Source organism: Shouchella rhizosphaerae, assembly GCF_036700015.1.
GTDB lineage: Bacteria > Bacillota > Bacilli > Bacillales > Bacillaceae_D > Shouchella > Shouchella rhizosphaerae.
In genome coordinates this window covers 1229721-1248785 of sequence record NZ_CP144921.1, presented here as the reverse complement: position 1 = coordinate 1248785, position 19065 = coordinate 1229721, and the positions used below count along the sequence as shown (strand labels likewise).

General features: G+C 41.2%; 17 protein-coding genes. 13 read left to right on the top strand and 4 right to left on the bottom strand.

The features are described 5' to 3' along the window. Positions 1 to 353: 353 nt before the first annotated feature. Genes V5G21_RS06430 through V5G21_RS06420 form a run of 3 tightly spaced genes read right to left on the bottom strand, consistent with a single transcriptional unit; the run spans position 354 to position 3297 of the window. Positions 354 to 578, bottom strand: a complete 225-nt coding sequence (locus tag V5G21_RS06430; protein WP_095254353.1) for a hypothetical protein — start codon at positions 576 to 578, stop codon at positions 354 to 356. 39 nt (positions 579 to 617) lie between these two features. Continuing rightward, positions 618 to 2402 carry an ABC transporter ATP-binding protein gene (locus tag V5G21_RS06425; RefSeq protein WP_338465397.1) on the bottom strand — a complete coding sequence of 595 codons (1785 nt, stop codon included), beginning with the start codon at positions 2400 to 2402 and terminating at the stop codon, positions 618 to 620. After that, a complete protein-coding gene (locus tag V5G21_RS06420) occupies positions 2386 to 3297 on the bottom strand; it encodes a helix-turn-helix domain-containing protein (protein ID WP_167369566.1) in 912 nt (303 codons plus the stop codon). Before V5G21_RS06420 ends, V5G21_RS06425 begins: the two co-directional genes overlap by 17 nt. Positions 3298 to 3644: 347 nt before the next feature. Here V5G21_RS06420 and V5G21_RS06415 point away from each other — a divergent pair, with 347 nt between their 5' ends. The 9 genes from V5G21_RS06415 (at position 3645) to V5G21_RS06375 (ending at position 13548) form a co-directional block, all read left to right on the top strand. Next, positions 3645 to 3779 (top strand): gallidermin/nisin family lantibiotic, encoded by a 135-nt coding sequence (locus V5G21_RS06415; RefSeq protein WP_073304601.1) that lies wholly within the window; start codon positions 3645 to 3647, stop codon positions 3777 to 3779. A gap of 129 nt (positions 3780 to 3908) precedes the next feature. Then, positions 3909 to 7058: a lantibiotic dehydratase gene (locus V5G21_RS06410; RefSeq protein WP_338465396.1), complete on the top strand. Its 3150-nt coding sequence runs from the start codon at positions 3909 to 3911 to the stop codon at positions 7056 to 7058. Positions 7059 to 7069: 11 nt separating this feature from the next. Further along, positions 7070 to 8416: a lanthionine synthetase C family protein gene (locus tag V5G21_RS06405; RefSeq protein ID WP_338465395.1), complete on the top strand. Its 1347-nt coding sequence runs from the start codon at positions 7070 to 7072 to the stop codon at positions 8414 to 8416. Between the two features lie 10 nt (positions 8417 to 8426). Further along, the gene (locus V5G21_RS06400) at positions 8427 to 8999 is read left to right on the top strand and encodes a flavoprotein (RefSeq protein WP_035203438.1); all 573 of its coding nucleotides are present in this window, start codon (positions 8427 to 8429) and stop codon (positions 8997 to 8999) included. A 110-nt stretch (positions 9000 to 9109) separates the two neighbouring features. Next, the gene (locus V5G21_RS06395; RefSeq protein WP_095254350.1) at positions 9110 to 9832 is read left to right on the top strand and encodes an ABC transporter ATP-binding protein; all 723 of its coding nucleotides are present in this window, start codon (positions 9110 to 9112) and stop codon (positions 9830 to 9832) included. Beyond that, positions 9832 to 10656, top strand: a complete 825-nt coding sequence (locus tag V5G21_RS06390; RefSeq protein ID WP_338465394.1) for an ABC transporter permease — start codon at positions 9832 to 9834, stop codon at positions 10654 to 10656. The genes V5G21_RS06395 and V5G21_RS06390 overlap by 1 nt, the downstream gene beginning before the upstream one ends. Before the next feature lie 12 nt (positions 10657 to 10668). After that, the gene (locus tag V5G21_RS06385) at positions 10669 to 11436 is read left to right on the top strand and encodes a hypothetical protein (RefSeq protein ID WP_338465393.1); all 768 of its coding nucleotides are present in this window, start codon (positions 10669 to 10671) and stop codon (positions 11434 to 11436) included. Between the two features lie 20 nt (positions 11437 to 11456). Continuing rightward, positions 11457 to 12131 carry a response regulator transcription factor gene (locus V5G21_RS06380; RefSeq protein ID WP_011248391.1) on the top strand — a complete coding sequence of 225 codons (675 nt, stop codon included), beginning with the start codon at positions 11457 to 11459 and terminating at the stop codon, positions 12129 to 12131. Further along, the gene (locus V5G21_RS06375; RefSeq protein WP_338465391.1) at positions 12124 to 13548 is read left to right on the top strand and encodes a HAMP domain-containing sensor histidine kinase; all 1425 of its coding nucleotides are present in this window, start codon (positions 12124 to 12126) and stop codon (positions 13546 to 13548) included. The genes V5G21_RS06380 and V5G21_RS06375 overlap by 8 nt, the downstream gene beginning before the upstream one ends. 34 nt (positions 13549 to 13582) lie before the next feature. Here the strand turns inward: V5G21_RS06375 and V5G21_RS06370 are convergent, their stop codons facing one another. Beyond that, positions 13583 to 14425, bottom strand: a complete 843-nt coding sequence (locus V5G21_RS06370; RefSeq protein WP_338465389.1) for a ComEA family DNA-binding protein — start codon at positions 14423 to 14425, stop codon at positions 13583 to 13585. A 608-nt stretch (positions 14426 to 15033) separates the two neighbouring features. On the opposite strand from V5G21_RS06370, the gene V5G21_RS06365 reads away from it, so the two are divergent. The 4 genes from V5G21_RS06365 (at position 15034) to rbsK (ending at position 19062) form a co-directional block, all read left to right on the top strand. Continuing rightward, positions 15034 to 15168, top strand: coding sequence for a hypothetical protein (locus V5G21_RS06365; RefSeq protein ID WP_255222650.1), 135 nt, complete (start codon positions 15034 to 15036; stop codon positions 15166 to 15168). A 549-nt stretch (positions 15169 to 15717) separates the two neighbouring features. Continuing rightward, positions 15718 to 16671, top strand: coding sequence for a nucleoside hydrolase (locus V5G21_RS06360; protein ID WP_095326493.1), 954 nt, complete (start codon positions 15718 to 15720; stop codon positions 16669 to 16671). 526 nt (positions 16672 to 17197) lie between these two features. Further along, positions 17198 to 18181, top strand: coding sequence for a LacI family DNA-binding transcriptional regulator (locus V5G21_RS06355; RefSeq protein WP_011248387.1), 984 nt, complete (start codon positions 17198 to 17200; stop codon positions 18179 to 18181). After that, positions 18181 to 19062, top strand: coding sequence for a ribokinase (gene rbsK / locus V5G21_RS06350; protein WP_035203411.1), 882 nt, complete (start codon positions 18181 to 18183; stop codon positions 19060 to 19062). The genes V5G21_RS06355 and rbsK overlap by 1 nt, the downstream gene beginning before the upstream one ends. Positions 19063 to 19065: the final 3 nt, after the last annotated feature.

Sequence of the window (19065 nt, the reverse complement as noted above, 5' to 3'; positions counted from 1 at the left end):
TTCATCGTTGAATGCAAATGTTAACCCATCCCGATAGTAGGCTGGGCATTCTTCCGTTATCTGTGGTCTTGGCTGTCTGTTCGTCAACTGTATGGCAGAAACGCGGATAGGTGTCTGTCTTTGTTTGTTACTCTTGTTTCTGGTGTGTAGCGTACGCAATTAGGGGGAGACAGGAGCAAGAGCGGGCTTAAAAGAGAGAAATGGTCCCGTGCTAGCAAAGTTTGCGCTAACGATCGATCGAGGAATACGGGTGGGAGCGGGTAAAAAGAAAGGGAGCTGACCAATAAGTCAGCTCAATTACAATAGACCATCTTATCTATATCATCAGGCTAAATAGGTTAGCTTCTCACTGCTTAAAGAAACAAAGCAATAATCAACAAGAGAGAGAAAAGCAGAAAGGCGCCATTTAAAATGAGCCCAATGATTTTGACAGATGGTTTAGCGGCTTTAAACGCGAACAAGACTCCAACAATAGAGAGGAACGTCCATAAGCCAATCGTATATGTCGGTTCAAATTGAAAAAGAGTGCTCACATAATACAAAATAACGTTTAAACAAAACAGGATAATGGCTATCATCAATCTTCACTACTTTCCTTTAAAAGTCTACGTGCTCTTTTAGTTGATCAACTCGGGGGATTCTTTCTTATATAATTGGCGATCGACAAGTTCACGATAAAATTGGTGATGCTCGATTAATTCATCGTGTGTTCCTTCGCCTGTTATTTCCCCGCTTTGGACAACAACCAATTTGTCTGCATGCTGCACGGTCGACAATCGATGGGCGATTACTAGCGTTGTCCTAGAAAGCATGAGTTGATTGAGCGCTTCTTGTACTAAAAATTCCGAATGGCTGTCTAGATGGGCGGTGGCCTCGTCTAACAGTAAAATTTGCGGATTTCGCAAAATGGCTCGAGCGATCGCAAGTCTTTGTCTTTGCCCACCAGATACTAAAATGCCTCTTTCGCCCACTTCCGTTTCTAAGCCGTTTGGCAAAGAGGTAATAAACGAAGTCAAATTTGCTTTTTCTAAAGCTGCGTGAATGTCGGCATCGCTGCTTTTTTCAGCATGCCCATAAGTAAGGTTGTAGCGAATCGTCCCCGCCATTAGCGGAGAATCTTGGGCGACATAGGCGATCTTTTGTCTCCACTCCTGGACATCAAAGTCATTGATTGGTTGGTTGTCGTACTCTATCGTCCCTTCGCTTGGTGGATAAAATCGTTCTATTAATGAGAATAAGGTGGTTTTACCTGCACCGCTAGGGCCGACAATCGCCGTTACTTCACTGGCATTGGCGGAAAAGCTTACATTTTTCAGGATTTGGCTGCCATTCGGATAGGAGAAAGACACATTGGAAAATCGAATGCCATTTACGCGGGCAACTGTTTCTTGATTGTGCGGATAAGATACACTAGCCGCTAATTGAGATTCCAAATTCTCCTCCATAATATAGGTGATCCGTTCTGTGGCGCCTTTTGCTTTTTGCAACTGCGTAAAAAAGTGGCCCATTTGTGAGATTGGAGGGATGATTTGGAACATGTAAAAAACAATCGCAACTAATGTGCCGGCCGATAAAGTGCCATTGGCCACTTGTATGCCTCCGTAACCAAAAACGACGACTAATACCAACAAGGTAATGGTTGTCATCAATGGAGAAATAATGGCCATTATTTTTCCGGTGTCCAATCCATGTTTTAACAGTTGATCGATTCTGTTGTTGCCTTGAGATGTTTCCGGGTCTTCTGCTATAGAAGATTTGACTAATCTAATATCTGACAACACACGCCCTAAATCCCCTTGAAATGATGCTGTCTCATCTTGTAATGCCTTCGACACTTTGTATGTTTTTCTACCTAGTGGTTTTAATACAGCTAGCGACACAGGGACAATTAACAATAAGAGCAGCGTGATGCTCCAATTTAATGCAAACAGGATCATAATCGAACCAATTATTTTAATGGTTCCAGATAAAAAAGGAATCAATTGATCGGTAAAAAAATTTTTAATAACATTTGTGTCATGAGTAATTCTGCTCATTGTTTCTCCGGAGCTGTTCTGGTCATAAAATGAGACTGGCAATCGTAACACTTTGTGCCATAGATCTTTGCGTAATTTTGCCACCATGATCTGACCAATGTAGATCATCATATACATGGAGATGCCTGACAGAATAATTTGTACGATAAAGACGCCTGCGATTAGGGCAGCTGTTGTACCACTGAAATTTGATTCAACAGTTATGTCCACGAGATTCATTGTTAATAAGGGGACAGCAAGAGAAAGCGCTGTTTCCATCAGGACTAAAAACAAAGCTAGCCCAAGTAGCCACAGTGAAGGGCGGTAAAGGCGCATTAGAGAAATGAACTCTTTTAATTGAATCGGTCGTTCAGTTGTAGACCCCATATGATTCTTCCTTCCTGGTCGAAAGTTTGTCTGATAGCAGTTTCTTGAAAGGCAAATTGTTTGTAAAGCTTGCAAAAAAATGCGCTTCCTCGTAGTGCTTTAAAATGTTTTTGAAGGGAACACCTTTTTTTTCTAAACATAGCCCTTTATAATAAAGAAATTGCCCGACATATGCCGTACAAGCATAATTCCTAGATAATTGCAGACCTTGTCCTATATCTTTTAAAGCAGCATCATAGTGGTGGTAGTTCAGTTCAATGATTGTTTTTTGGTACAAAATATAGATTTTTAAGTTTTTTTTGTGCAAATAGGTGTTTTTTCCTTTAATTCCTTCAACCGATGCAAGGCTTTTTTGTAAATAGTCTAACGTTTCGCTATATGAATATGTTTTCATGTGGGAATGGATAATGCCTAAATATAAATGAAACTTTGTTTGAATAGACTGTTCAAATGGCAAACAGCCAGCCATGCATTTTAATTTCATCCATGTGGTTTGAGCATCCTTTTTCCTGCATTGATATTCGGAGAACAGATGATGGATCCTTATATAATCTTTAAACCAATTAGGGAATTCCACCGCCTGGCCACAGTCAATTAATTGTGCAGTTAGCCTGTTCAGTTCCTCGTACTCTTCATGTAAAGAGAGTTGTTCAATCATTTCATAAGTGGTTTCGATGTATTCACCATTGTAGGACGTGCTGAGCGTTAAAAAATGGTCGACAGGCACCCCTAGTTTAGAAGCAATGGCTTCAAGCACGATTATGTTTGGAATGTACTTCCCATTTTCAATTTTGCTTATTGCCGATTGGCTGACAACGCTAGAGCTAATATTTTCTTGCGACATGCCTAGTTTCATCCTTAAGTTTCGGATCTCCATGCCAATTCGATTATCCATCATATGCATCTTCCTTATCATAACCTGTATTAGTTGGTTTTTTTAAGTGAGGATGGTTATCGAAAGATTATCAGGCGTTTATCAGAAATATATCAGATCGACCAAATTTCAACATGTATTTTCCAAAAAAACAGGGGCTATAGTAGTGAGTTTTTCAAAAAACAAACAAAGTTATTCTAATTGTCATAATTTATAAGAGATACTGTAAAAAAACAGGCTCAACATCGACATGGTTCATTTTTAGCCAATTAATGACTGAAAACGATATTTCCATTTTGCTAAAATGTTTTTTACAGTTAATTTGCGCCGGGGATTCCTGGCAAAAAAAATAGGGGAGGAATTATAAAATGGAAAAAGCTTTTGACTTGGATTTGGAAGTAGTACACACGAAAGCGAAGGATGTACAACCAGATTTCACAAGCGTCAGTTTCTGTACTCCTGGTTGCGGGGAAACGGGTAGCTTTAATAGCTTCTGCTGCTAAGCACAAAGACTTTTGATTATTTACATGGGATTGCCCCTCAAAAATCTTGTATTTTTCCAAAATACAGATTTATAAACTTGAGCAAGGGCAATCCTGTTTGTTTTTCATTTGAAAGGGGCGTTCATAGCGATGAGAAAAAGCGAACAATTATTATATGAGCCTGTAGACACAATCATGTTGAGAGCACCGATTTTGTCATTATCGCATGACCATCAAAACGCGTCCAAAGACGATATTATCCCTATTTTAAAAGAATACATAGAACGGCCTGAAATAAAAGAAGCACTAGCGGTTGCCAGCCCTAATTTATTTCAGTCTTTAGATAAAATTCATGGCGATCCCCGTTCCAAAAAAACGAGGAACGCTGTTTCCAGCTTGTTAAAGTTTTTAATAAGGATGTCTAGCCGGCCAACTCCTTTTGGTTTGTTTTCAGGCATTGCTATTGGTGAACTTGGCAATAAGACAGTGGGATCTTTATTAGACACGAAGCAACACCAAAAGAGAGCACGTCCAGATATGGAGTGGTTGCTTGGAGTAGTCAGCAAAATAGAAAAAAACCAAACGATCGCTAAAAAGCTTAACGTTGTTTTTAATGATGCTGTGTATCAGACGGACGATCGAGTCTACCTTCATTATTTTTCTAACTGTGGACAGTTACGAAGCAGTGAAAACCAAGAGCGAAAAGACAATATCTCGATCAGAAAAACAGTGGTGGTGGAGTTTGTCCAATCGGTAGCGAAAAAGCCGATTTCGATCTCTGAATTAATCAATCAGCTTCAATTAACATATACGAGCGCCTCTATAAATGAAATTGAATCGTTTGTATGGAATTTATTCCAACAAGAATTTCTTATCAGTGAATTAAGGCCGCCAATCGTTAACTGTGCGCCTTTATCCTATGTCATACAAATCCTTGAATCCATCCCTGAAGCGACGGAAATAGGGGCGATGTTAAAAGGAATTGAAGCCGATATCGAAACGTATAACCAATTGCCTATAGGGCAGGGATTAGATTTCTTTCAAACGCTAACGGCTAAAATGCAAGACATTCATCCTAGCAAACAGCCGTTGCAAGTGGACTTGCGCTTAACATGCGCAGAAAAGGTTAGGATAAATCGGTCAATTGGCGAACAAGTGGCCAATGCGGCAGAGTGGCTGTGGAGGCTTTCAAAAAATGAGACTGGAGTCGCCCATTTAAGGGAGTACCATGTTGAATTTCTTGAGAAATATGGGGTAAATCGAGAAATTCCTCTGCTAGATTTGTTAAGCGATGAGAAAGGTTTAGGGGCGCCGCCAACGTATAAATACCCGCCTTCAGCAAAAAGTGTCAACCCGCCTCAAATGAAGAGCACTCATCGTTTGTTAATGGAAAAATACATCCAGTGTTTAAGGGAAAATGCAAAAGAAATACCATTGACCGAATCTGACCTGCAAAAGCTAATGGATAACGACACAGATGACGTTTTTGCTCCCAATTCCGGGGAATTATTTGTTGAAGTGCTTGCTTCATCAGCAGAGGAAGTTGATAAAGGAAACTATCAGTTGGCAATAGGAACCAATGTGGGCTCCCAAGAGCTAGGGCAAACATTCGGCCGTTTCTCGGATATGATTGCTAGCGAAGAGAATAGAAATTTGATGGAAGAACAAAAGAAAATAGAGGAAACATGTACGGACGTTGAAACCGAATACGTAGAGTTGAGTTTTCTGCCCCAAAGTGGCCGTGCAAGCAACGTTTCTATTACGCATTCCACACGGAATTTACATACGACTATTGCCACCAATGCAAACGGCCAAAACAAAAAACTGTTGTTAGAAGATATTTTGGTTGGGGCGACACTCGGGAGGTTCTATTTAAAATCGAAGAAGTCGAATAAACGTCTCGTATTTACGTCAAATAACATGTTTAATTACGAGAGTGCACCAAATTGTTTTCGGTTTTTAAGGGAGGTTTCTTTAGAAGATGGAAAGGCGATTCAAGGGGTGAATTTGGGAAGCCTTAGAGAGTTCGCTTTTATTCCTAGAATTACGTCTGGAAAAGTCATTCTTTCACCGGCAATTTGGAAATTAAACGATCAAATAGAAGAATTATCTGATTTTTCTATGCCACTTGAAGAATGGATAGAGCAATTTTCAACATGGATGAAAAAAATGCAGGTACCAGAACAGGTCTTTATGGCTTATGGGGATAACCGATTGTACATCCACTTAAAGAATGCCAACCATATGCAGGAATTAAGGTCGGAACTACGGCGCAGAGGACGGGTACAGTTACAAGAAATCATCGGCGGTTATCGGGAGAAGCAGTGGGTAAAAAGCCCTTTAGGCAGACATAATGCTGAATTTATTGTTCCTTTCAAGAAAAGGCCTCATGTACCCGCAAAACCAACGGTGATGATTAAGCCAGTTGCAGAAGTGCCAATTGAATGCAGGGAAAAAGAACCGGGGACGGACTGGCTTTATTTTAAGCTTTACGGGCCTATCCACAAACAGCAAAAACTGATTTCTACACAAATTCCAACGCTTGTAGCCGAGTTAGAGAATCACAAACTCATAAATAGCTGGTTCTTTATTCGCTATTATGACAGCGAGCCCCATCTGCGGCTAAGGTTTCACGGAGATCCGAAAACCTTGTTGGCTGGTGCACTGCCGGTATTTCAAAAATGGTATGCAGCCCAGCGCCTTGCGGGGAACGTTAAAAAAGTTGTAATTGAGCCATATGAACGGGAAATTGAACGATACGGCGGCCTTTCGCTTATGCCTCTAATGGAGCGATACTTTGAAAAAGACAGTTTGCTGACATCAAATTTGCTTGGATTGAGTAGTAAGCAAGCACTGAAAGAACCGCTAGAATTAATCGCATCCATGTATGTTGTTTATTTTCTAACGGAGTACGGTTGGCACCATGAAAGGCAATTGGAGTGGATTTCCAAGTGGAGTGAGGATCCAGCTTACTCCAAGGAGTTTAGGCCTTATCGGAATGATGTGCTTAAATGGCTAGATCAAGAAGAAAACTGGAAGGCTCTAAAGGAGCAGAAAGGCTTTCTCTTTAAGCTGTTTTCTAAAAACGAAGCAATCATACATGAGCTATCCCATAATATGGAGATAACGCCGATGACCAATACAGAGGAAAGAGTTGTCGGGAGCTTGATCCATATGCATTGCAACCGCTTGCTCGGCACAGACCGTGATAGGGAGAAAAAAGCAATGGCGTTTGTGCGCCAAATTATTGAAAGTCAAAAGCATTGGAACAAAACGAAAGGGCGACCATTAAACGTATGAGGTGATCCACCGTGATAGAGAAGGTAGTTGATGACCAAGAAAAACAAGAAACGAAACGAATTATTGCCCGTTTGACCGAGAAACTAAACGATCCACAAAAAGTGGAAGAGATTGTAATGGATAAGAACAATGTCACGACGATTAGCAAAGTAAATCCGTGGGACCCTGTTTCTTTATCTCATGGTTTTGCAGGAACGATTTTATTCTTCTCTGAATTGCATAAAATGTATCCTGAAGAGAAGTGGGATCATGTGGCCCATAATCATATTGTCTACGCTAGCAACTATCTAAAAAATGGGGTCCATTCTATCTCTTTATTTGGTGGAATTACAGGATTTGCTTTTGCTGTGTTCAATGCATCTGAAAATGGTACAAGATACCAGAACTTATTGGCAAAACTGGATGAAGTGATTCGTAGGGTAGCAGAGAATGAGATCGAAGAAGAAAAACAAAGGAATGGTCTCGGCGCTCTACCAACTTTTTATGATGTGATCCAAGGATATTCTGGAATTGGAAGGTATTTGCTTGAAAGAAGAAAGGATACGCCAGCTTTTAACGGCTTAATTGAAGCGATTTTGCGCCAGTTTGTTGAAATGACTGCCACCATAATATGGGAAGAGCATGAGGTTCCAGGATGGTATGTTACGCAAGAGAATCAATTTTTAGAGAAGGATAAAAAGATTTATCCATTTGGCAACTTCAATTTGGGCCTTGCCCATGGCATCCCAGGGCCGTTAAGTTTTTTATCTTTATGTCTATTAAAAGGGATCGAGATACCAGGGCAAAGGCAAGCAATAACCACGATTGGCAATTGGCTCGTCCGTCATGCGAAAAGCAATTCAACTGGTGCCCCAGTTTGGGCCCATCGCGTAGGTGTGAAAGAAGCTATAGCGAACAAATATACCGTTATAGATGAACGGGAAGGCTGGTGTTATGGCAATCCTGGTGTTGCCCGGTCGCTCTATTTAGCAGGGAAAGCGCTGAACGATCTTCCCTATCAGGAAATGGCGGTTAAGTGTTTCCACGGTATTAAGGAAAAAACATTAGAAGAACTAGACTTGCAAAGTGCGACGTTTTGCCACGGAAAGAGTGGTTTGCTGCAAATCATGGTACGGATGAAAAACGATCTTAACATCAATGATTTTGACAAGCTCATCAATCAATTGGAAAACGGGATTAAGGAACAATATAGGGATCAGCATCCGTTGGGATTTAAAGATTTTGAAATCGGAAGCCGAACAAACGAGTTAGATAAAGCGGGCTTATTGGAAGGGGCAGCTGGCGTTGGATTGGCCTTATTGTCGAGGACCGGTGACGACAGTGATCTCTTCTGGGATAAAGCGTTTTTAATCAGTTAGGGGTGAGGATGTGCCGGAAAAGGAAGAAAAAAACATACTAGTCGGAATTTCTGGATCGATCTCTGTCATAAACATGCCCTCCTATTTAGCTTTTTTTAAACATACGTATGGTCATGTCAAGGTCATCATCACAGAGCAAGCCAATAAGTTGTTTCCTGCTTCCTCTTTGTCGTTGTTTTGTGATGACATTTTTCAGGATCACAATGAAACGATAGATCCAAATACGGCCAGCCATGTCGGGTTAGCTAGGTGGGCAGATCTATTTATTGTCCTTCCCGCTACGGCAAATAAAATCGGCCAAGTTGCTAATGGCTTAGGCATGGATCTTCTGTCATCAACCATATTGGCTTCTACGAAGCCTGTGCTCTTTTGCCCAAACATGAATGAGGCGATGTGGAACAATTTTTTTGTAAAAAGAAATATGGCGTTGATTAAAGAGGGAGGACATATTATCATCCCCCCAGTGGAAAAAGAAGCATATGAAGTGGCTTCGGGAAGCATTCGAAAAAACTTTATTATTCCAGATATGTATACCATCGCTCAAGAGATAGATAAAGCCATGGCTGTAGAAGAAAAAAGCTAGGATGCCGTACGGTACGTCCTAGCTTTTTTGTTGTTTTGGCGGATGTTGAATTTGATTTTTTTCTGATAGGGAAAAGCGATAATCATTTTTAGAAAAAGGAGTGATAGCCGATGGAAAAGATCATTGAAACAAAGAATTTAACAAAAAAAATAAAAGGAAAACCGTTAGTGGAAGAAATCAACCTTTCCATCGCCAAGGGAGAGATCTGTGGTCTTATCGGTCCTAATGGCGCAGGGAAAACGACGATTATGAAGCTGTTGACGGGATTGCTCATCCCTACAAGCGGAGAAGTGAAACTGAACCAATGGAATGTGCATAAGCAGCGAAAGGAAGCGATGCGTTCTGTTGGCGCCATTATTGAGTCGCCCATTTTCTTTGAATTCATGACGGGTCGCGGAATGCTCTTAAACCTTGCCAGACTCCATGGGTTGAACAAACAGGAGCGACAGGAAAAAGTCGCAGAAGCATTGACGATTGTTGGTCTAGATGGCCGCGGCGATGAAAAAATACGGACGTACTCTTTAGGAATGAAGCAACGTTTAGGGATCGCTCAGGCGCTGTTAGGCAATCCAGAGATTGTCATATTGGATGAGCCTGCCAATGGCCTAGATCCAATGGGGATGAGGGAATTGAGGGAATTGATTTTGCAATTAAATAAAGAAAAAAATATCACATTCTTGATATCAAGCCATTTGCTCGACGAACTCCAAAAGATATGCAGCACGCTCGTTATTATTAAGCAGGGAAATGTCCTTTTTTATGGAAAACAAGAAGAGATTTATGACAAGGCAGAGAATAATTTAGAAGATATTTTTATTGGGATGATGACATAATGGGACAACTAATCATTAGTGAATTCGAACGGTTATGGTCGCGATGGTCCATTCGGCTGCTAGTAATGACCTTGCCGCTATTAGTCATTGTTACTGGTGTTTATTTCCAAAACCATAATCGAAACAGGTCAATGGATGCTGTTGATTACGCAACCTCCTTAAATTTCCCTATTCTTAGCATATCGGAGCATTTGTTTATTACGTTCAACATTCTGCTCATTTTTATTTGTGCCTATGTGATAACCGAGGAATATCAGCAAAAACAAATCAAATTAATAGTGCTTCGTGCTTATTCCATGAGCCAAATTTTTCTGTCCAAATTCATTGTGATGGCAACTTCTTTATTTATTTGTTTCTTTCTTTATTATTTGGCTTCCTTCTTCGCTGGGCAGATCATGTTTGAGATGCCTGAAAGGTCAATTCTTTTTGTTTCTGAAGCAGATGTTACAAATACGGAGATGGTTCTTTATGGATTGAACTATTATGGCATTGCCTTTCTTACTAGTCTTGCGGCGCTCTCGTTATTTTGCTTTATCGCGATTTTAATGCCCTCTGTCAATGCTTTATTAGGAAGCGGCATTTGCATCCTTTTCTTTTCCATTGTTGGTCCGCAGCTGTTAGAGCAATCAACCGCTTTTGCCGCAGGGAGCAATATATCTTATGTGGTGTACGCCTCCATAACAAAAATTCAATACACCGGTATCTCGTTATTGCTTTCAGGCGGGGAATTGAGCGGTTGGCTAATAGCCGTTACTTCGTTTTATTTGTTGGTCTTTCTTGGGGGCGCGTATTTGGTTTTTACTCGCCGAAATTATTATGTGTAAAGGAGCCGTATGATGAAATATTTAATCATAAGTGAATTGGAGCGGCTTTGGAAGATGAGAATGATGAAAATCCTCTTGTTGCTGCTCGTAGGCATCTCCTTTTTTTCCGCTTACTTTTTGACTTGGTTCGATCTAGGTCTTTATACTGCAGATAGTGAAACGCCGTTAAATGCTGTTAACTTTTCCTGGTTTTTGTTAAGGGAAGTCTCTTTCTTTGTAACACTAGTCATCATGCCGTTGTTTTGCGTGGTTGTTTTGAACTCACCAATAAAAGCAAAAACGTACAACTTAGTGTTGTACCGTCCATTTCACCGTTTAGAGTTTTTACTGTCTAAATGGGGAACGCTGCTTCTGATTGCTGTCTTCATCACCGTGTTTATTTGGCTCATTGGTGTCATGTTAGGCTTTTTCTTTTACCAAGTTCCAGAATACGTGACTTTTTATGGTGACCTTACACGCTATTCCATACTGAATGGATACATTTATTCAGCTAAGCTCTATTTTTTGTTTTGGGCTGTCATTGCCGCTGGAATTGCTATTGCCAGTGTGATGTCGATTATGGCACCAAACCCGATTATTGCTTACTTCTTATTAATGATTGCCTATGTGGTGCCAATTTATTTTTCAAATGAGCTGACATTTTTTTTGATGCCCACTCAATCCATTTTTATTTCGCTTTCGGAAACGAACATGCCATTGCTTTACATGGTGTTGCCGTTAATTGTTCTGTTTGGCGGAGGGATTTCAAGTTTATTATGGGTAAAGCAAGATTTTAAATAAATGTTTTGTGAGGGGATAAAATGGAGCACATTCTGATTGTCGATGATGAAATTCAAATTACTTCAATTGTGGGAGAGCTGTTACAGGAAGAAGGCTACCAAACAACAGTCGCCAATGACGGAATGAACGCGATAAAGCTGATTAAGGAGCAGGATTTTGACTTAATCATCCTCGATATCATGATGCCTTATGTGAACGGGTTAGATGTTTGCCGTAGCGTAAGGGAATTTACCGATGTTCCGATTTTATTTGTTACCGCTCGAACAAGTATGAACGACCAAATTAATGGGCTAAACATAGGGGGAGATGACTACATAAACAAACCGTTTACCCATGAACAGCTACTTGCTAGAATCAAAACTCATTTAAGGCGGGAAAAACGGAAGCAACAACCTACAGATGAACTCGTCTATGGAAAAATAAAACTCGACCGGCGGACAAATGAGCTCCGCTATGGCGAAACCCCATTGTTGCTCACAAACAAAGAATTTAAAATTATGGAAATGTTAATGAGCAACCCAAGGCAAATTTTTTCGAAAGATCATCTATACGAGACGATTTGGGGAGTAGAAGCAACTGGACAATCACACACGGTGACAGAACATATCCGAAATATTCGGATACGCATTCATAAAATTGATCCAATGGCAAATCTGATCCATACTGTGTGGGGAGTGGGCTATAAACTTGAATAAAAAAAGAACGTCCATTAAACAGCAAATCCGATTAACAATAGCCAAGACGATTTTATTAAGTTTCTTCGCTACCATCATTGTCGTTTTGGCAAGTTGGGCGATTGTCATGAGCATCGATGACCGCTATTATGCCAATTACTATGAGAGCCAAGTCCCCCAAATAACCGATCAAGTACAAAGCTTGAATCGTGAGCTTGTCAATTCGCAAGCGTCGGGGGCCAAACAATTAGAAGAGATCATTCCCACCCCAGGCATGGAATACCAAGTGCTGGACGAACAAGGAACATTCTTGTACGGTTCATTTTCCGCTAACGTCAACCCAGAAGGCGTCCATTTGTTAAACAAGGTCAACAAATCGTTTTTGGAAGAGAACACCGCCACATCGTTTATTCCGATTGTCGACCAAAATGGTACATTTGCTGGCAGTGTCGTACTTCAATATAAACTGGAATCGGAAGTTGAAGCCTTATTTAATATTTTTTTTGTTTGTCTATTCCTCACGCCATTTTTCTTTATTATAATCTTTACCTATTATTATGCGAGCAAACTAGGAAAAAACTATTACGCAAGGATTCAAAAATTGATTGTCGCCACAGAATTGGTCCGAAAGCAAAATTTAGATTTTGAAATCGAGGCTGACGGAAACGATGAAATCACAAAACTTTCGACTTCATTCAATATAATGAAACAAGCGTTGCAAGACGCTCTTTACCAGCAATGGAACTTGGAAAAAAACCGTTCCGAGTTTATTTCGTCTGTCTCCCATGACTTAAAAACGCCATTGACGATCATGAAAGCAAACGCGCAAATGTTGGAGAGAAAGATAAAAGATGAGCAGCATAAAACGTATATTGCGAATATGATCGGCGAAATTGAGAGGACGGAAAAACTCGTACAAGAGCTTGGTACTAAAATGAACGACGAAGAGTCTTTTTTTGCCATTGAAACAAAAACCGTCGAACCAGGTCATTTTTTTAAAACTGAATTTGCAAAGTACAAAGATTTTGTTCAAAACGAAGGACTGACGTTTCACACTTCCGTTCTCGACTACAGAAAAACAGCGAACACGATTCAGATAGATGTGCAAAAAATAACGCAAGTGATAGACAACCTCATATCAAACAGCTTACGCTTCGCCGAACCATATGATGGGCATATTGATTGTCACGCAGAATGCCATGACGATTACGTAAAAGTGACTGTAAGCGACAATGGAAAAGGCTTCACTGAATCAGACTTGCATTACGTCTTTCAAAAATTTTACCAGAATAACGATAGTGCTGACCCTCATAAAGGACTTGGGCTTTACATCGTCAAACACATAATCGAAAAACATGGCGGAAACGTTCAAGCATGGAATGACAAAGGCGCAGTGGTTTCCTTTCAGTTACCTGCTGTCCCGAAAAACAGCCACTAGCATTTTGCGCTAGTGGCATTAACTTTCAGTGGTTTTAATCAAAGCACACAATTCCTTGGTTTTCAATCGCTTCGGCACGGGCATCGCCAATTCCTTTAATTCGTTTCATGTCATTATAAGAGGAAAAGGGCCGGAGTTGAATAATTTGTGCGGCTCGGTCTGGACCAATTTCATAAATCGCTTGCAGCTCAGACTCGGAAGCACTGTTGATTTTCACCGTTCCAGGCCCACAACTATCGGTACTTGCGCTTTCTGAAGACTGTGCAGTCTCTGTTTCAGTGGTAGCGGTTTCATTTCCGTTATTAGTCGAGGCACTGGCCACTTCTTCTTCCAACTTCGAGATAGTCGTTTCCTTCTCTTCAATCGTTTGCTCTTTTTCTTTGATTTTATCGTCTAATGCAGCAAGCTTGTCCTCATAATCTTCACTAATTTCAGCAGTGATGCGTTCTTCCAGTTCTTCCTCGATCTGTTCCCGAAATTCCTCTTCCCATTCGAGTTTTGCTTCCTCTAATTGCTCTTCAAAAGAACCGTCAACGTCGCCTTCTTCCGCCTGTAGGAGCTCCAACTGCTCTTCAGACTCTTTTAATGATTCCTCAGCTTCCTCTAACGCAACAGTCAATTCTTCCATTTCCGTTTCTCTGTCTTGTAAGGATGCTTCTAAGGTTTCGATTTTTGCTTGCGAACGATCTAGTTGGGCGGACTGGGCTTTATTTGGATCTTGCGTACTGTCATGTAAGATAGAAGTAACAATAAGTACTGGAATCACGTATAAACATACTCGACTTCTTGACGGTAGCCGGATCAAGCTCGGTTTAATCAATCCTAGAATAAAAGTAAATAGGGAAAGTGCCGCCAAAATGAAAAATAACGTATTCAAGCTAGTTCCTCCTTTGTGGTGTAATATGGTAATTGTAACAAACTATCAGACTATCGTCATGGGTTAATTTGCGTAGGGGAGGAGTTGATTTGTTTATGAGTTCTTATATAAGGGACGCGCACTATGATGCACAGCCATGTTCTATTCAAAATAAGTATTGTGTGAAACGATTGATAGGTGTACTTTTTTTAAGGACGGTGTGTTGATATGAAAGATTTTCTTTCGAGCGCTTTTCTTATTTGTGGTTGGCTTTGTATGGCTATTAGTGCCTATCTACTGTTTTGGACAGTGGTAACTCCTTTATGGGCCATCATCCCTTTTCTCGTTTTCATTAGTATGGGCCTGTTATGTCTTCGTATTTCTAAAAAACTAAATAATAGAAGACAATGAACGTTTTTCTCTCAATAGTGAAAGATCTAAGGTAGCTAGAAAAACACTAGTGCCGAGTCTCTCATAACTACCTTAATCAATTGGTATAACTACTGGTAACGTTTACTGATTTGAAGTAAACTAATGGAAAATGAAAGTGAATGCGAATGTTTATGATTAATAGTCTATGGTTTGAAACATCGGGAATTGCTTAAATAATTAATAGGAGAAAATGCGTTATGACGATATTAATCCTAATTGTACTATTGGGCTTTTTAGTGGATTTTTGGAAGGCTAGACAACAAAGAAATGAAATAATAAAACAGAACAAAGAGATGATTGCCTTGTTAAAAGAACTAACGACAAAGAAATAATTTTGTGAAAATGGAAAAGTCACACTAAAATAGGAGAGTCTTTGTGTGTAGGTAAAAGTCATTTTGAACCATAAGCTGCCTGTTTCTCACCAAGAGATGGAAAGAACGATTACGGTTACACGCGACTTTGCCGATCTCAATCAGAGAATCATGATCTACGTTAGATCAATTTGAAGTGTTGAAAGAGAAACACTTCACATACCTTGAAAGTAACCAGTGTTTTTTTAACTTACGGTTTAGAAGCAGATGCACAAAGCATCTGCTTCTATTAATCTCGTTACGCATCCAACCCCTCTATAAGCCTCACCATATTCATGCGATTGTGGTACCCAAGGAGGTTGCCCATTTGCCTGCTTGGTTCAGCTACACCTTCCTGAAACATTTCAATCCAATCCTGTTGTCCGTTTTCTTGATACCATCGCGTTCTCTAAGATCGGACATTGCTTTATCGTAATTATAGGAACGAATCAACCAATTTTAGTGTGATACGGTTGTTAAACTAAGCCATCTTGTCCTCTGTGTCATAACGTATATGGAGGTGATGATGAGATGGCAAATAAACTATTGGTATTTGCAGATACTGGGATCGATGATGCGATGGCGATTATTTACGCCTTGCAGCATCCAGACGTGGAACTGGCGGGCATTGTAGGTGATTTTGGCAATGTAAGCCGCGATCAGGCATTGCGCAATGCATCGTATTTGCTAAGTTTGGCCGATCGGAAAGGGGTCCCGGTTATTGCTGGAGCGACTCGAGCGCTAAATGGAGAAGAACCGGAATTCTTCCCGGATATTCATGGAGAAGAAGGTCTTGGGCCGATTAGGCCGCCCGTTCCAGCAGAGCGTTATGCGAATCGAACCAATTTTAGCCGCTTGTTTCAAGTAATTAAAGAGAATCCAAATGAAATAACCATTGTCGTTCTCGGCCGTTGCACGACGCTGGCAATGGCTTGGATGATTAACCCTGCCGTTATGAAACGGGTGAAAGCAACGTTTCTCATGGGAGGCGCATTTTTAGTGCCGGGAAATGAGACTGAATTAGCGGAAGCCAATTTTTTAGGAGATGCCACTGCCGCCAATTTTGTTTGTGCACATGCGCCAAATGTAACCATTGTGCCGTTGAATGTGACGAGGGATGCGTTGCTAACGCCAGCCGACGTCAATTTGATTGACTCTAAAGCAACGACGCCACTGCTTCGTACTATTAAGCCGATGCTTGACTTTTATTATGAGTCTTATCAAGTTCTCGAACCTGGTATTCAGGGAACGCCGCAGCATGATCTAACAGCATTGATGGCGGCAATGGAGGTCCCGAATTTGTTAAGCTATAAACGGCGCAACGTTCAGGTTGAAGATCAAGGCCGCTACTCCTCTGGACTAAGTGTCGCTGATTTTCGCCCTGCCTCAGCCGCATGCAGTGGACCTTACTGCCCACGTATAGCTGTTCAACTAGATTTTTCTGTTTTTCGGGCAAATGTGCTTGATATTTTAACAAGAAGCTAAAGCAGCCCGACAACAAATCGTTGCTAGGCATTACGCATTCTTCTCTTCCAAAAATCAACGTCCATTGTGTTGAAAAAGTGTCACTTACATCACAAGCTCTGATCCTTTTTCAGCTAGAGATGCTTTCTTATAGAGAGGGAAGGGATGCAAATGCTGTTCGATCAATTAAAAGGTTTGAGATTGATAGGGGCGTTGTAAATTGAAGTAGAAAACAGTTAGAGACACGGTCGAGGAGATCCGAGCTGACTTGAACTCTTTTTTCAACCTTCCTTGCAGCCGCATCTCCTCTCATGTTTTTATTTCGGTGGACAAGAGCCTTTCGAAAATGAGTCGCATCATTTGAACAAACGATTTGCCCATTCCGGAGTCTGAAGCACTTTTACGTGAAAAGGGGGAAACCGTTTTTGTTTTTTAGCCTTCAGTAGTCAATTGTGGATAACGATTAAATGAAAGAAATAGTCATTGACAAACAAGCACTTCCGTCATATATTATCTGTAACCGGTTACATGTGTTAGGAGAATGAGTATGACGACAATTAAGGATGTTGCGAAATACGCTAAGGTTTCCGTGGCGACCGTCTCGCGCGTGTTAAACCAAAAAGGCTATGTCAGCAAAGAAGCTGAACAGGCTGTGAAGACAGCTATTGAAACGTTAAATTATAAACCAAACGCTGTAGCGCGTACACTTTATCATAAAACATCAGGAATGATTGGGTTGCTTGTCCCTGATATAGCAAACCCTTTTTTCCCCGAACTTGCCCGAGCGATTGAAGATGTGGCACTCAAGAAAGGCTACACGGTTGTGCTGTGCAATACTGATAACGAGTTAAAAAAAGAGCAACATTATGTCCACGCTCTTCAACAAAAGTATGTAGACGGGCTTATTTTAGCGACTGGCACTGGGACGTATGAACACTATGAGACACTTGACTTGCCTGTAGTTGCGTTGGACCGTTTTGTTAGCGCCAACATTCCGACTGTCGTATCTGAAAACAAAAATGGGGCAAAGGCTGCTACGGAGCACTTAATTGAACAAGGTTGTGCATTTATAGCTCATTTGCGTGGACCGAAAGGCCTGAATCCTGCTGATGAGAGATACGAAGGGTTTAAGGAAGTTGTTGAAGCAAATGGAATTGCTCATATCATCGTGGAGACGGGCTTTCAAATAGAGCAAGCGGAAGAAGCCGTTCGTGCTTTGCTTGAAAAACACCCGACAATTGATGGTATTTTTACAAGCAGTGATGTAGCAGCGGCTGGAGCGATGAAAGCAGCTCATACATTAAAACGCTCGATTCCAGAAGACTTACAAATTGTAGGCTTTGATGGCATTTTATTTGGCAATATGTTGGTGCCTTCGTTAACAACGGTACAACAGCCGATATACGAGATGGGCGAACTGGCGATACAACTATTGGTGCAACTAATAGAAAAAAGGTCTTTGCAGTCGTATTGGCATGAACTGCCGACGACTTTAACCATACGAGGAACAACAAAAGGAGGTGGTGCCTAGTGGTTAAACGAAAAGTGGCTGTCATTGGTAGCATTAACATGGATATGGTGACGAGTACGGACCATGTGCCAGCTCAAGGAGAAACCGTAATGGGAAAGGGCTTTAAAACAGTGCCTGGTGGTAAAGGGGCAAATCAAGCTGTGGCTGCAGCTAGGCTTGGTGCTGACGTCCGCATGATAGGGCGTGTGGGCGATGATGCCTTTGGCGAGCTGCTTAAGCAGGGGCTTCAAGATGAAGGTGTTTGTGTGGATCATGTGGAACCCGTTACACACTGTAGTTCCGGAGTAGCTACGATTCTGCTTTCAGATGGGGATAACCGAATTATTGTCACAGCTGGAGCAAATGAATATGTGAACGAAGCATTTTTATCCACATGTGAAGAAGTGATTGCAGACAGTGATATTGTGTTGATTCAATTGGAAATTCCGTTAAAAGCAGTTGAGTATGCAATTGCCCTTTGTAAGAAACATCAAGTACCGGTCATTCTTAATCCAGCGCCAGCACAGAAGTTATCGCAACAAACGTATGAGAATAGTACATGGATTACGCCTAATGAGTCAGAGCAGGCACAGTTGTTTGCAAATACGAATGTTCATTTAAAAGAGAAACTAATTGTTACCCAAGGTGCTGCTGGTGTGATGTGGACAGAGAATGGGGTGGAACAACGTATTACTGGTCATCGCGTTATGCCAGTAGATACAACAGGTGCAGGTGATACCTTTAACGGCGCACTGGCTGTTGCGCTTGCAAGCGGAAAGCCAATGCGAGAGGCGGTGATGTACGCTAATGCAGCGGCAGCGTTATCGGTACAGTCATTTGGCGCTCAGGGCGGGATGCCGAGTAAAGAAGAGGTGGCTGCTTTTCTGTTGGAAAGACAGTAGTGT